Below are 13,850 nucleotides of genomic sequence, written 5' to 3'. Positions count from 1 at the left end.
TAATACATCCGCCGGATGCTATTTGACCGGCCGCTTGGCCGGATCACTTCACCAAGCGGATCGTCATCGGATAGCGGAAATTCCCCTCGGAGAGAGCGGAGACGCCGGCGACGATGGACAGGACGACGGCCGCGACCCAGATGAACGGCACGAGTATCACGCCGATGACGGTGAACGGCAGCAGAATCGTCGCGCCCACCACCGTGAGCTGGAAGTTGAGTGCCTCCAGAGCGTGCTTGCGGATGAAGGGCGACGTCTTTCCCCCGGTGAGCAGCAGGATGAGCGGCGCGATGACCGGAATCCCGATGAGCATCAGCAGGTGAGCCACGGAGGCGCCGAGGCGTTCGTTGCTCTCCGGCGCATGCGCGGGGCGTACCGGAGAAGGCCGCGGGTCGAACTGGGGGACGGCCTGGGTGCCGTACAGCTCGGTCATGATCGGCATCAGGTCGCCGTGGGTACGCGCCGTCATCGCGCGCTCCAGACGGTCGTCGAACTCGAGCTTGTCGAACCGGCCCTCCGCGTAGGCGGACTTGACGTGCTCGACCACATGCTCTCGGTCCTGGTGGGTGACGCGCAGATGAGCTGACGGCACCTGTCCCGGCCCGGGGGTTGTCGGTACCCCAGCCATAATCGCCATGCCTCTCCTTCAAGAATCGGTCAGTCACCCCACATACTGCGTCCCCGGAGAGGCGGGTGCTATCCGGAGAATCCCGGATTCATCCCCGAGATCATCCCCGACGCCGGCCTTCCAGACGGTATAAAAAGGACTCATGAGATGGCGAGACCGCTACGGCCTTCGTCGGCGCCGCGGCCCTAAAATCGCGAAGTTCGACCGTGAGGCGACAGACGCCGATATTGAGGCGCTCATCGCCTTTGCCCGTTCACGGCGAGGCGTCGAGTTCTACGTCGAGCCTGAGACGTTCGCCACCGACACGACCGCCGTGGCGGTGGCCGACGACGGCGAGTGGACAAGACGCCGCGTCGGTTCCCCCGCGGTGATTCACAAGGTCGCTCGTGACCTTGCCCTGCCGGTGTACGACGTGCAGCTCACCGGGTATCCGCAACGCATGCGGGCTTACAACGAGCGCCGGCGTCGTGAGGAAGGCAGCCTGTAACCCATAACCCCTATTGACGATCCGTGGCCATCCTGGCTCGGCTGACAGCCGTACCGGCCGGCTCGGTCATCGCGTCGGCTTCGGCCATTGCCATGATTTCGGCTCGGTCCCCAACAAACCGGGTTGTGACATAACCCGCCGGGAAGCCGGTCACCCCACCGGCCTCCCGGCCTCAGCATGGACTCTGGACACCCAGGGGATGTCGCCGGCACGCGGACGCAGCGGCGACGTCCACACCCAACCCGCACGCGGGGCGCTACCGGGCCGACCGGTGGAACAAGCACCTGATCACCAAGCGCCATCCCGATCTTCACAAGCGGGGGTGGCACGGATCGCGTAGCCATGGGCGAGCGTGGGCGGTGCGGGCTCGTGTAGCTGCGCGGGTAGGGCGGCACGGGCTCGTGTAACTGCAGGCGCAGCGTGGGCGGCACAGGATCGCGTAGCTGCGGGCGCGGCGTGGCGAGCGAGCATATGCATGGCCGTTGCGGATCACTACGATTCCGCCATGCTTTTCGATCTTTCGCGCTACGCATTCATAACCGTGTTCTTCGTTCTGTTCGCGAGCGTTCCCGCGGTCGGGACCGTCCTCGCCGCGGTGCTCTCCGCCCCGCCCAACCGCCACGCGTTCATGAGCCGGACATTCGTCGTCGGGGGACTGTTCGTGTCGTTCGGCGGTGTCTTGTTGATGGGGTTCGGCGCGTGGCTGGGGCGCGGGGAATCGCGCTACGGCGGCCTCGAATCCCTCGTGATGCTGCTGATCACCCTCATCGGCGCGGGCCTGCTTGTCGCCGGGCTCGGCCCGCTGCCTTCATGGCTGCTGGAGATCTCCAGTTGGTACGCGGAACGGCTGCCGCCGCCCTTCCGTCTGGCGGCCCGCGACCTGGCCCACCGTCGTGCTCACACGGCGCTCGCGATCACGCTGGCGATGATGGCGACGGCCTTCGGCATCGCGCTGACGGTCATCGCGGTCGGCGTAACGACGCAGAGCAGGGCCGAATACGCTCCCCAGGCCCGGCCTGGCACCTTATTGGTCCAGTCGAGCAGCATCGTCTCGGAGCCGTTCTCGGCGGCGGATGCGGGCACCGTACGAGCGGCGATCGAACGGGAGTTACCCGGGGTGCCGATCGCCCACAGCGAGCGCCTTCCCGACCCACCCTGGTATTTCCGCGCGAGGGCGGAGAACGTCGAGGTACCGGAGGAGGCCGTCTATTGGAATGAGGCCATCGGCGACGAGAAGCTGCTGCGCTACCTCACGGGCGATCAGTCAACGCCGTACGACGAGGGCACGGCCGTGGTGATCACGTCAGCCGACGTGCGGGTCGACTCGGTCGAGCTCTCCTACAATGTCAACGAGAACGACGAGGTGGCGACCAAAACCGTCCGGGCGGTCATCGCCAGGACCGCCGACCCGCACATGCAGACGATCTTCCTTCCCTCGAAGATCGTCCGGGACCTCGGCTTCCCGCTACAACCGGACGAGCTGATCGTCGACCCCACTCTCCGCCGCGTCACGGTGCAGGAGCAGGAGCGCCTCAACGACCGCCTGGACGAAGCGGTCGCGAAAACCTACCTTGAGCGGGGCTTCGAGGCTTCGACCGGGTGGCTGCCCGTCGTCACGGCGGCGTTTTTCCTCGCCCTCGCGTGCGCACTGGCCGCCGGCTTCGGCAAGGCCGCGAACGCGCGCCAGTCCCGGGTCCTGAGGCGGGCCGGCAACGGATCGGCCGCGGCCTTCCGGTGGTTCTGCGCCACCCGCGCGGGTCTGAGCGCCCTGTGCGGAACGGTCCTTGGCGCGGTCGCCGGATGCCCCGCCGGGATGTTGCTGCTGTGGCCTCTGACGGTGCCGACCACGTGGGAGGCACCGGAACGGGTACCGTTCGAGCCCCCCTGGCCGGCGATCGCGGCCGTCGTCGCCAGCCTGCCCCTCCTCGCCGCCGCCCTCGGCGCGCTCGTCGCCCGCGAGCAGCCGCACGTCCCAACGTCCGCTGCGTCTCGGCCCTGAAGCGAGTGAACGCCTGGGAGCAGGTCGCGCGGCCCAGGCACCCCCAAGCCTGCTTTGGAGTAAGCAACCACCGGCCGGTGGCCTTGTCGGCCCAGGAACGGGGGCCAACGCTCTGAGCCGGCCGGCATCGCACATGCGTGATCTTCGGCTCAGCCGTGCATTCGCTTGTCCAAGGCGGTCTCGTAGGCACGCATCGTCCGCACGATCGTGGCGCGCTCGGCCGGCGTGAGGTCGGACAGGACCTCGGCCCACGTCAGCGCGCTGCCCGCCAGCCACTCGTGGATCGGCTCGACGTACTGCGGTGCGATCGCGACGACCCGCCGTCGCCGGTCGGCATCGTCCTCTTCTCGCGTCAGGACACCACGGCGAGACAGGTCACCCACCATGAGGCTGATGGTCGTCGGAGCGACCTCCAGGCGCTCCGCCAGTTGGCTCACCGTGAGGGAGCCGTCGTACTGCAGGTAGGCCAGCAGGGACAGATGGCGGGGCGCGAGGTCGAGCGTCCGCAGCGCCTCCGGGACGGGCAGGCGCTTGGCTCGCCCCACGAGCTTGGGCATCAGCAGCAGCATGGCCCGCACCGCCTGGTCGGTGGTCATGCCGTCCGCGTCCGCTTTGTTGACCATCTGGCACCTCGCTATTACCTTTGACATCAAAGCTAGTTTGAGAACAAACAGGAGACTTACCATGCCACATCTGACGGTCCGAATCCTGGAGGAGCAGCTCCAGGGTCACGAATCGGCCCTCATCGCCGCGCTGACCGACGCAGTGACCGACGTGTACGGCGAGTGGGCGCGCGACGTCGCGGTCATCCACCTCGACGGCGTACCCGCCGGACGGTGGGGTCTGCGGGGCAAGCCGGTCGACGAGGCCGCACCCGCGATCGTGTTCGGCATCCGCGAGGCGGCGTTCCACCGTCCCGACAGCGGTGAGCTCATGGCCAAGCTCGTGCGAACCGTCACCGACGCCGTCGCCGACGTCCTCGGAGCGCACTTGCGCGACACCATCACGGTCGAGCTCGTCGCCACCCCGGCGGGCCGCACCGCAGTCGGAGGTGTGATCGTCGACAGTTAGCCGCCGGCTCAGCTCCTTCAGGACTGCGTCGAACAGGCCGGCACCAGCTCGTGGCTGGGCAGGGCACGCACGTTCCCCGCACCGGAACGTTCGGGAGCAGCGTGCTGGTCGATGACCTCGGTGGCGTGCGGAACGGTGCTGGATACGCATGAGATGAGGTCCTATCCGGGCCGGACGTGGTGCCCACCTGCCGGAATCTGACTGTCCGGCGCCCCGGCGGCGTAGTGATCGAGTAGGTGGACACGCGTCAGCAGGAATGGCGGCGCGCCCGGTGCAGCGGGGGGACGGCCCATCAGAAGGCGGCGCCTCCGGTCCAGCGAGTGGGCACCGCCTTCTTGCCGCCGTCAGGTGGTGCGACGTTCTCGGGACTCAGGTCATCCCGGGGGCTCTGGCGGGTCTTCCGCGTCGAGGAGGGCGACCAAGGGGAGGAGCCAGGCGGGGTGGGGCGGGCCCATGGCCGCGTCGAGCTCAGCCGGGGTCGGCAGGCGGTCGCCGAGGATGGCGGGCGAGAGGAGATTCTGCAGGGCGTGCATGAGGAGGTTGGCCATCGAGTAACTGGGATCGATGGCCAGGGCGCGTTCGAGGGCGATCGTGGCCTGGACGCTGCTTCCCCCCTGCCAGACGGCCATGGCCAGCAGGGAGGCGGCGGGAGGTGTGAAGCGGGGCTCCAGCCGCCGGGTCAGGTCCTTCCACAGGAGTGCGTGGGACTCGCGCATGAGGGTCCAGGCCTCGTCGCGGATCCTGGTGACCGTCAGGTCGAGGCCGAGTCTGGCGGCCTCCGCGTCGGTCAGGCGGCCGCCTGCGTCGTGGATGGTCAGGGCGGCGCGGACTCGGCTGAGGCCCTCGGTGATGAACCGCTGGGCGAAGGCGTCGAGGTGGGCGGCTTGGGTGAGCTCGGCTCGGACCTCCGCGATCGCCTCGGCCGTGGCCCGGCGCATCGCCAGCCGCACCGGGCCCGTGACCGGGGCCGTGGTGCGTTCCAGGGCTTCGCGGTCGGGGAGGGCCACCAGGCCGCGCACGGTCGCCTCGGCGGCTATCCGGCTGGTGGAGGAGTCGTACGGGGTGCCCTCCGGTGGGCAGCATCTGGGGAGGTCACAGACATAGGACCAGTAGCGGTCCTCGTGGGCTCGCAGGGCCTCGCCGACGTGGACTCCTGACGAGGTGGCCAGGAGCCGGGCCTCGTCCACCGCCGGTGTGACCAGATGCCCGGGGCCGTAGCCGATGATGACCATCTCCGTGACGCCCTCCCTCTCGAAGACGAGGGTCAGCGGATCGAGGGTGTCGGGCGGGAGGGGCAGGCTCCATCTGGTCACCACCTTGGCCTGGGCCCGGCCGAGCCCGATGACGACGAGGCTGCGGCTCGGGTGGAAGCCGACGAGATAGGGGACCGCGGCGAGGATGTCGCTGGGGCTGCTCAGGGTGAGGCAGGACTCGGAGGTGTTGGTGGTCGTCATGCCCGTTAGGGTGCCGAAGCGCGGAGGGGCGAGAAACGCCGAGCGGCGTTCTGGGGATGAGGGGGTGGGCGCGGCTGGGCCTGTGGATAACCTTGCCACCGGTGCAGACCTGGCAAGACGCGGGCCAGGCAAGATGCAGGCCAGGCGAGATGCAGGCCAGGCGAGATGCAGGCCAGATGCAGACAGGCCAGGCAGATGCAGGCCGAGCAAAGGTGCAGGTAGGCCGGCCAAGGCGGCGGCGCCGTACCGAACAGGCGGGCCGGGCAAGGTCAGGGGGTTGGGGAGAGGCGGGTGCGTACGAGCAGGGCGGCGCCCGCCACCGCCGCCGGCATCGCGATCACCGCCACGAGCGGCACCAGGAACAGCAGGAAGACCGCCACCCCGAACCCCAGCGCACTCGCCTTGTTGGCGCGCAGGAGCGCGAAGCGCTGCTTGCGTGCCATGCCGCGCCGCTCCAGAGCCAGCGTCGTGAGCTCGACTGTCAGGAAAAATCCGGAAAGGGCGGCGCCGAGCACCGGCACCACCGTCTGCCCCACCACGGGCACGAACCCCAGCACGAACAGCGGGATCGTGAACAGCAGCACCCAGAACAGCGTCACCAGGCTGTCCCTGATCGAGCGCGGCAACGTCCGCCACCACGGCTGCTCCTCCGCCGTCTCCAGCGTGTCCGCCGCCGCCGACAACTTCTCGTAGAACGGCTCCCCGATCGCCAGCGTGAGCGCCACGAACGTCAGCACCGCCAGCGTCAGCCCGCCCAGGAACAGCGCGATCCCCACCAGCGTCCTGAACAGCTCACGCCAGCTCCACGAATCCGCGAACGGCGTCAGGAACTCGGCCAGGTCGGCCGCGTTGGTGCCGAGGAAGATCAGCGCCACCACGTAGACGGCGAAGGCGATCAGCGCCGGAATCAGCCCGAACAGCCACCACCGCCCGTTCCGGGCCACCCATCCGAACCCCTGGATGAAGAAGCCGATGCCGGCGGTGAAGTCACGCAGTGAACGCATGCCCGGCAGGCTAGCGCCAGAAGGACGTCACCGCGTAGCCCAGCTCCGCGAACAACTCGCGAATCAGCGGCAGCGAGATGCCGAGCACGTTGCCGTGGTCGCCCTCGATGCCGTCGACGAACCACCCGCCGCGCCCCTCGATGCTGAACGCCCCGGCCAGGCCGAGCGGCTCACCGGTCGCGACGTAGGCGGCGACCTCGTCGGCGGAGGGCAGGCCGAAGTGGATCACGGTGCTGGCCACCTCCGCGACCTGCCGGCCCGCCGCCACGTCGATGACGCAGTGGCCGGTCACCAGGCGCCCGGTGCGGCCGCGCAGGACCCGCCAGCGCTCGGTGGCCTCCTCCGCCGTGGCCGGCTTGCCGTAGGGGCGGCCGTCGAGCTCCAGGATCGAGTCGCAGCCGATGACCAGCCCCTCGTCCAGCCCGCCCGCGACCTTCTCGGCCTTCGCCTTGGCCAGCGTCAGGCTGAGCGCCGCCGGGCTGTAAGCCGAGTATGTCTCCTCGTCGACGCCGCTGACGATCACCTTGGGATCGAGCCCGGCAGTGCGCAGCAGGGCAAGGCGGGCGGGGGAGGCTGAAGCCAGAACGATCACCGTGCCAGCCTACCGGGGTCACCAGTCGGGGTTCGACGTCCCCCTGGCGGGCTGGGGGCTCTCCTCGTACGGCCCGGCCTGCTGCGGCACTCCGCCCCCGAAGATGTTGCTCAGCAGCCTGCCGAGCAGGTCGGACAGCCCGCCGGGCACGGCCGACTGCTCACGGTCGAGCTGGTCGGCCACGGCGCCGGCGTCCATGTTCTGGCCGGCGGCCCGGTCGGCGAGCAGCGACATGATCATGGGTGCGATCAGGGGCAGCAGCTTCATGATGGTGCCGGAGTCGATTCCGGCGAGCTGCGACAACCCCGCCGCCGCCGTCTCGGTGCCCTGCCCGCCCAGCACGTGCCCGAGGATGTTGTGCCCGTCGCGGGTCAGCGAGGCCACGTCACCGTTGAACGGGTCGGTGTCCTTGTGGTCGTCGAGCGCCCCGCGCAGGGCGTCCGCGCCGTCCGGGTGCTGAACGTTGCGTGCCATGCCCCCGACGATGGTCCCCGATATGGCATAAATCACTTCCCGGGCCGTCGAGGGGTCGGTGCCCAGCATTGCGGCGATCTGTTCCAGTCCTGAGTCTCCGAGCTGGGCGAGAAGCTCGTCATTCAGTGTCACGACAGTCCCCCGATTCGTTCTCTCGGGGGAACTGCCCTGACCCCGATCGAGCCAATGCCCGATCTGCTCTAATTCTCGGAAAAATCTGCGGACTTGCGGGGCAGACCGGCCGCGGCGTACGCCCTGGTCTCGTCGAGCGTCTCGTGTTCGAGCAGGGCGGTGACGATGCTGTCGAGCTTGTCGCGGTTCTCGGAGAGCACCTCGACGGCGCGCTCGTAGCACTCGTCCACGATCCGCCGCGCCTCCTCGTCGACGGTGGCCAGCGTGGCGGGCGAGGCCTGCGGCGCCTGACCGTCGCTGGGCAGGATGGTCAGCGGGCCGACCTTCTCCGACATGCCCCAGCGGCCGACCATGCCGCGGGCGATCATGGTGACCTGCTCCAGGTCGTTCTCGGCGCCGGTGGTGATGACGCCGAAGATGACCTGCTCGGCCGCCATGCCGCCGAGCGCGCCGGTGATGCGGCCGCGCAGGTACGGCTCGTCGTAGGCGTACCGGTCGGTGTCGGGGGTCGAGAGCGTGACGCCGAGCGCCCGGCCGCGCGGGATGATCGAGATCTTCCTGACCGGGTCGGCGCCCGGCTGGAGCATCCCGAGCAGCGCGTGCCCGGCCTCGTGGTAGGCGGTCCTGACCCGCTCCTCCTGCGGCATCACGATGCTGCGGGCCGCGCCGAGCTGCAGTTTCTCCAGCGCGTCGGCGAAGTCGGCCATGGTGACCTTCTCCTTGCCGCGCTTGGCGGCGAGCAGGGCGGCCTCGTTGACCAGGTTGGCCAGGTCGGCGCCCGTCATGCCGGGGGTGGTCTTGGCGAGCTGCTCGGCGCTGACCTCGCCGTCCAGCGGCACGCCGCGCGTGTGCACCCGCAGGATCTCGGCGCGGCCCAGCGCGTCGGGCAACCCGACCTGCACCGTACGGTCGAAGCGCCCAGGACGCAGCAGCGCCGGGTCCAGGACCTCGGGCCGGTTGGTGGCCCCGATGACGATCACGCCCTCGGCGCCCGAGAAGCCGTCCATCTCGGTCAGGATCTGGTTGAGCGTCTGCTCGCGCTCGTCGTGGCCGCCGAGGCCGCCGGCGCCGCCCCTGGCCCGGCCGATGGCGTCGATCTCGTCGATGAACACGATCGACGGCGCCACCTTCCGCGCCTCCTCGAACAGGTCGCGCACGCGCGAGGCGCCCACGCCGACGATCATCTCGATGAACTCGGAGGCGGAGGCCGAGAAGTAGGGGACCTTGGCCTCACCCGCGACGGCTCTGGCCAGCAGGGTCTTGCCGGTGCCCGGAGGCCCCGCCAGCAGCACGCCCTTGGGCAGCTTCGCGCCCAGCCGGCGGTATTTGTCGGGGTCCTTGAGGTAGTCGACGATCTCGACGAGCTCGTTCTCGACCTCGTCGATGCCCGCGACGTCGTCGAAGGTGACCCGCACCTTGGTGGCCTCGACCGGCTTGGCCGACTTGGACTTGCCGAGCCCGCCCAGGCCGCCGCCCATCATGCTGGCGCCGCGGCGCATGATCCAGATCCAGAGGCCGGCCAGCAGCAGCACGGGCAGCAACGACAGCAGCAGGTTGGAGAAGAAGCCGCGGGTGATCGGCTGGGAAGTGATCTCCACGTTGCCGGCGGCGAGCTGCTGGTCGAGCCGGTCGGTGCTGACGAAGGCCGGGATCTCGGTGGCGAACTTGGTGTAGGTCTCGCCGCCCTCGGGGTTCTTCGCCGACGTCCGGAGGTCGCCCTCGACGGACAGGCCCTGCGCGTAGATGTCCTTGACGTTCTTGGCGTTCACCTGCTTGGTGAACTCGGTGTAGGAGACCGTCTCGACGGATTCGCTGTCGACGAACGACGACACCACGAAGAAGCCCGCGTACACGACGAGAAGGGTGACGACGAATCGCCACCAGTTGATCTTGGGCCGGCCTCCGGGTGTCCCCGGCAGGCCTTCCGAGCGCCAGGGCGGTTTGCCCTTGCCCTTCTTGGTGGCCTGTGGCGGTCCAGAGCGTTCCACGGCGTCACTCCCCCATATCGCCGCAATACATGATCTTTCAGCCTAGAACACGCACCCCGGAGACCACGCGGCCGATGTCACGCCACTGCTTTCGCTGCGAGTCAGGCACTGATACGAACACCAGTCCCGGCTTGCTCATTCCCCCATCCATGATCACGACGGCCGCCCGCGACGTGCGCTTGCCGTACGTGACGCGGTAGACGAGCATCCAGCCGTCCTTGACCGGCTGCGAGGCCAGCCAGCCGATCCGCGCGCCCTTGGGGTGGTGGTTGAGCGTCCAGCGGGCCGCCAGCAGCGCCGTGTCACGCGCCGAGCGCTGCGCCATGATCGGGAGCGGGCAGCTCACGAAGATCCCGCGCAGGCTGCTGCCGCGCGTCTTCGGCAGCACCTGCTTGGTGGTGAACGGCGCCGGCCCGTACGCCTTCCACGGCCCCGCCAGCCTCGGCACCGCGAGCCCGACGCGCGTGTCCTTGATGACCCGCCGGGACGGCTTGGGCAGGCGCATGCGCTTGACCGCGCCGGTCAGCCGGGGGACGCGCCGGTCGGCGTACAGGGCCTCCATGGCCGTGTAACCGGGCGCGAGGGAGGAGCGGCCGGACGGCGTCGCCTTCGGGGTGGCGACCGCAGGGGGAGCAGCGGTGGGGGCCGCGCTGAGAGCGGGCGGGGGAACCGACGGTACGGAGCCGGACGAGGTGGGCGCGACCGATGGCGCGGTTACCGGCCCCGCGACGACCTCGTCCGGCTGGGCCGGGAGCACCACGGTCAGCGTCGCGGCGGCGGCCACGACGGCCGCGACCACGGCGAGCCCCCGGTACAGCACCCGCATCCGGATATCTCCGATGCGGGAGCGTCTGGGCGGTGAAACAAGGGTTCCTGGCCTGTCGGCGGTTCCCACACCAGAACCCTTGATCTCATCTTCCCCATCGAGCACGACGGGAGCGTACGACAAATCCCGCCATTGCGCCCAGGAAGCGACCGAAGTGCAATCATGGCTTCGTGGAACAGGTTGAGCTGCGCTTCGACGACACCTCACGCGCGTCGGAAACCCACACGAATCTCTCGGCCATCCGGCAGAGCGCGACGGGCCTCTGGGTCGCGGGCGACGAGACCGCGACCTTCGAGCACCTGACGTGGACCGGCGACCACTTCGGCGGCCAGCGCACGTTCCCCCTGGCCGACTACGTCGAGCTGCCGGCCGGCCCCGACGAGGAGGCCGACATCGAGGGCCTGGCCCGGGCCGACGGGCACCTGTGGCTGGTCGGCTCGCACAGCCTCAAGCGCAAGCGGGCCAAGTCGAAGGATCCGGAGAAGGCCGCCGACCGCCTGGCCACGGTGGTCAGGGAGGAGAACCGGTTCATCCTGGCCCGCCTGCCGCTGGCTCCCGGCACCGAGATCCCGCAGCCGGGGTCGGTCCTGGCGGGCGCGCGGAATCTGACCACGTACCTGCGCGACGACCGGCACGTGGGGCCGTTCCTGGCGCTGCCGGGCAAGGACAACGGGTTCGACGTCGAGGGCATCGCCGTCCTGTCCGAACGGGTCTATCTGGGGCTGCGCGGTCCCGTGCTGCGGGGCTGGGCGGTGCTGCTGGAGCTGCGGATCGACGACGCCGGGCGGGGGCGGCTGCGGTTGCGGGAGCCGTACCGCAAGCATTTCCTGGATCTGAGCGGGCTGGGCGTGCGGGACCTGTGCCCGGACGGCGACTCGCTGCTGATCCTGGCCGGGCCGACCATGGACCTCGACGGCCCGGTACGCGTGCTGCGCTGGCGGCCAGGACCCCGGCGGCAGGGGGTCGTGCCGCGCGACGAGCTGGACACGGTGCTGGAGCTGCCCTTCGGCGCGCGCTGCGACCATCCGGAAGGGCTGGCCCGGCTGGGCGACGGCCGGCTCATGGTCGTCTACGACAGCCCGTCGCCCGCCCGGATCACCCCGGCCGGCGGCGTGCTGGCCGACGTCTTCACGATCTAGCGACTGCGCCGGTGAAGCGCCGATCTGGCGACGCGTCCGTGCAGCGCCGACGTGTTCACGACCTGCCTACAGCGCCCGCGCAGCAGTGTTCACGATCTGGCGACGCGCCCGTAGAGCCAGGGCGCGTCCGCGACGAACGTGCACGAGCCCGGCTCGATCTCGGTGAACCCGGCGTCGCGCACCACCGGCAGCCCTGCGGCGACCAGGGCCGCGAAGTCACCGGACGAGGCGGCCGTGCGCACGGACACCGCCAGGCCGCCGGCGCGCCAGGCGGCCCGCTCGCCCGCGTCGCTGGCCCACCAGGCGAGCTGGGCGGCGTGCCCGGCCTGGGCCATCGCCTTGCCCGCCGACATGCCGAGCTCGGGGTTGGCCCACAGGACGGGCGGCTCGGCGGGCGGCGGCGGCACGGTGTCGGTCAGCTCGGTGCCCGACACCTGCAGCCGCGCCAGGTCCCGTGGCCAGTCGTCGAGCGGCACGGGCGGGTGTACGCGCACCTCGGCCGTACGGTGCTCGATCGTGCGGCCCGGCAGCGCGGCGGCCCGGAGCCATTCGGCGCCCCTCGCCCGGCGGACGACCTTGCGGATCTTGCCGGTGGACTGCCAGGCGTGCAGCTCGGCCGCCCACTCCCCCGGGTCGTCCAGCAGGCTCAGCACGGCCGTCGCGGCCGCCTCCAGCGCGTCGGTGCGCTCGGGAGGCGCGGCCCGCTCGATCCGGACGACCAGGGGCAGGACATAAAGCTCGGTGTTCATCGTCTCCTAGCATGCCCGATGGCCAGGGACATGCCGGCGGCGAGGAGGCAGAGTGCGCCGGCGCCGTACCAGGCCAGGTCGTAGGCGCCCAGGTGGTCGCGGGTGAGCCCGGCGCCGATGGCGGCGAACGCGGCCCCGACCTGGTGGGAGCCGAACACCCAGCCGAACACCACGGCCCCGTCGGCCCCGTAGATCCGCCGGCACAACGCCACCGTGGGCGGCACGGTCGCCACCCAGTCCAGGCCGTAGAAGATGATGAAGATCAGCATGCTGGGCTCGGTCGTGCCCGCGAACAGGCTCGGCAGCACCATGAGCGAGAGCCCGCGCAGGCCGTAGTAGACGCCGAGCAGCACCTTGGGGTCGATCTTGTCGCTGAGCCAGCCGGAGGCGACCGTGCCCGCGATGTCGAAGATCCCGATGACCGCGAGCAGGCCCGCCGCGACGGGCTCGGCCATGCCGTGGTCGTGCGCCGCGGGGATGAAGTGGGTGCCGACCAGCCCGTTCGTGCTGGCGCCGCAGATCGCGAAGCCGCCCGCGAGCAACCAGAACGGCCGCGTCCTGGCCGCCGAGGCGAGCACGCCGAGCGCTCTTACGGCCGCGTTGACCTTGCTCGGCTCGACGCGCGCCGCCCCGGGCTCCGCGCCGAGCGCCGTCGTTCCGACGTCCTCGGGGCGGTCGCGCAGCAACCACCACACGAACGGGACCGTGACCAGCGCGGCCCCGGCCACGGTCAGCGAGGCGAAGCGCCATCCCGGTCCTTGGGCGAGCTGGGCGAGGACGGGCAGGAAGATGAGCTGGCCGGTGGCCCCGGCGGCGGTGAGCACGCCCGTGACGAGCCCGCGATGGCGGACGAACCAGCGGTCCACCACCGTGGCGGCGAACACCAGCGCCATCGATCCCGTCCCGAGCCCCACGAGTACGCCCCAGAACAGCAGGAGCTGCCAGCTCGCCGTCATCAGCACGGTGAGCCCGCTGCCGACGGCGATCAGCAGCAGGGCGGCGGCCACGACGCGGCGCATGCCGAAGCGGTCCATGAGGGCGGCGGCGAAGGGGGCGGTGAGGCCGTAGAGCACCAGATTCACCGAGACGGCCAGCGAGATGGTGCCGGTCGACCAGCCGAACTCCTCGTGCAGAGGGGTGATCAGCACGCCGGGGGTGGCGCGGAACCCGGCCGCGCCCAGGATCGCGACGAACGCGACGGCCGCGACGTACCAGGCCCGGTGCAGCCGCCGGCGGGCGGTGGGGGTGGCGCTCACTGTCATGCGCCAATCCTGATTTATCGCCTTAGGTGGTCACGAGTGGCCCGA

14 protein-coding genes are annotated in these 13,850 nt (G+C 70.2%); 4 read left to right on the top strand and 10 right to left on the bottom strand.

The features are described 5' to 3' along the window. Nucleotides 1–43: 43 nt before the first annotated feature. Nucleotides 44–637: a DUF4870 domain-containing protein gene (locus ACWD0F_RS18995; RefSeq protein WP_449877064.1), complete on the bottom strand. Its 594-nt coding sequence runs from the start codon at nucleotides 635–637 to the stop codon at nucleotides 44–46. A gap of 133 nt (nucleotides 638–770) precedes the next feature. Between ACWD0F_RS18995 and ACWD0F_RS18990 the strand changes: the two genes are divergently transcribed. Together ACWD0F_RS18990 and ACWD0F_RS18985 are read left to right on the top strand one after the other, a co-directional pair. After that, nucleotides 771–1,115 carry a hypothetical protein gene (locus ACWD0F_RS18990; RefSeq protein WP_441127234.1) on the top strand — a complete coding sequence of 115 codons (345 nt, stop codon included), beginning with the start codon at nucleotides 771–773 and terminating at the stop codon, nucleotides 1,113–1,115. 505 nt (nucleotides 1,116–1,620) lie between these two features. Continuing rightward, nucleotides 1,621–3,114, top strand: a complete 1,494-nt coding sequence (locus ACWD0F_RS18985) for a hypothetical protein (RefSeq protein WP_449877061.1) — start codon at nucleotides 1,621–1,623, stop codon at nucleotides 3,112–3,114. Between the two features lie 149 nt (nucleotides 3,115–3,263). Here the strand turns inward: ACWD0F_RS18985 and ACWD0F_RS18980 are convergent, their stop codons facing one another. After that, nucleotides 3,264–3,737 carry a MarR family winged helix-turn-helix transcriptional regulator gene (locus ACWD0F_RS18980; RefSeq protein WP_449877059.1) on the bottom strand — a complete coding sequence of 158 codons (474 nt, stop codon included), beginning with the start codon at nucleotides 3,735–3,737 and terminating at the stop codon, nucleotides 3,264–3,266. Nucleotides 3,738–3,798: 61 nt separating this feature from the next. Between ACWD0F_RS18980 and ACWD0F_RS18975 the strand changes: the two genes are divergently transcribed. Beyond that, nucleotides 3,799–4,185 carry a tautomerase family protein gene (locus ACWD0F_RS18975; RefSeq protein WP_449877057.1) on the top strand — a complete coding sequence of 129 codons (387 nt, stop codon included), beginning with the start codon at nucleotides 3,799–3,801 and terminating at the stop codon, nucleotides 4,183–4,185. A 374-nt stretch (nucleotides 4,186–4,559) separates the two neighbouring features. Here the strand turns inward: ACWD0F_RS18975 and ACWD0F_RS18970 are convergent, their stop codons facing one another. The 6 genes from ACWD0F_RS18970 to ACWD0F_RS18945 all read right to left on the bottom strand — a co-directional run bounded on the left by ACWD0F_RS18970 (nucleotide 4,560) and on the right by ACWD0F_RS18945 (nucleotide 10,655). Next, a complete protein-coding gene (locus ACWD0F_RS18970; protein ID WP_449877055.1) occupies nucleotides 4,560–5,639 on the bottom strand; it encodes a DUF4192 domain-containing protein in 1,080 nt (359 codons plus the stop codon). A 269-nt stretch (nucleotides 5,640–5,908) separates the two neighbouring features. Next, nucleotides 5,909–6,643, bottom strand: coding sequence for an EI24 domain-containing protein (locus ACWD0F_RS18965; RefSeq protein WP_449877053.1), 735 nt, complete (start codon nucleotides 6,641–6,643; stop codon nucleotides 5,909–5,911). 10 nt (nucleotides 6,644–6,653) lie between these two features. Further along, nucleotides 6,654–7,235 (bottom strand): Maf family protein, encoded by a 582-nt coding sequence (locus ACWD0F_RS18960; RefSeq protein WP_449877051.1) that lies wholly within the window; start codon nucleotides 7,233–7,235, stop codon nucleotides 6,654–6,656. An 18-nt stretch (nucleotides 7,236–7,253) separates the two neighbouring features. Next, the gene (locus ACWD0F_RS18955) at nucleotides 7,254–7,841 is read right to left on the bottom strand and encodes a DUF937 domain-containing protein (protein ID WP_449877049.1); all 588 of its coding nucleotides are present in this window, start codon (nucleotides 7,839–7,841) and stop codon (nucleotides 7,254–7,256) included. A gap of 68 nt (nucleotides 7,842–7,909) precedes the next feature. Beyond that, a complete protein-coding gene (gene ftsH / locus ACWD0F_RS18950) occupies nucleotides 7,910–9,829 on the bottom strand; it encodes an ATP-dependent zinc metalloprotease FtsH (RefSeq protein WP_449877046.1) in 1,920 nt (639 codons plus the stop codon). A gap of 37 nt (nucleotides 9,830–9,866) precedes the next feature. Further along, nucleotides 9,867–10,655, bottom strand: coding sequence for a hypothetical protein (locus tag ACWD0F_RS18945; protein ID WP_449877044.1), 789 nt, complete (start codon nucleotides 10,653–10,655; stop codon nucleotides 9,867–9,869). 170 nt (nucleotides 10,656–10,825) lie between these two features. Between ACWD0F_RS18945 and ACWD0F_RS18940 the strand changes: the two genes are divergently transcribed. After that, nucleotides 10,826–11,794, top strand: a complete 969-nt coding sequence (locus tag ACWD0F_RS18940) for a DUF3616 domain-containing protein (RefSeq protein ID WP_449877041.1) — start codon at nucleotides 10,826–10,828, stop codon at nucleotides 11,792–11,794. Between the two features lie 89 nt (nucleotides 11,795–11,883). Here ACWD0F_RS18940 and ACWD0F_RS18935 read toward each other — a convergent pair whose 3' ends face one another. Together ACWD0F_RS18935 and ACWD0F_RS18930 are read right to left on the bottom strand one after the other, a co-directional pair. Continuing rightward, on the bottom strand, nucleotides 11,884–12,543 hold the full coding sequence (locus ACWD0F_RS18935; RefSeq protein WP_449877039.1) for a peptidyl-tRNA hydrolase: 660 nt from the start codon (nucleotides 12,541–12,543) through the stop codon (nucleotides 11,884–11,886). After that, nucleotides 12,540–13,805 (bottom strand): MFS transporter, encoded by a 1,266-nt coding sequence (locus ACWD0F_RS18930; protein WP_449877038.1) that lies wholly within the window; start codon nucleotides 13,803–13,805, stop codon nucleotides 12,540–12,542. Before ACWD0F_RS18930 ends, ACWD0F_RS18935 begins: the two co-directional genes overlap by 4 nt. Nucleotides 13,806–13,850: the final 45 nt, after the last annotated feature.

Source organism: Nonomuraea sp. NPDC002799, assembly GCF_053592075.1.
The sequence above is the reverse complement of the archived record's forward strand: the minus strand, read 5'-3'. Positions and strand labels throughout refer to the sequence as shown.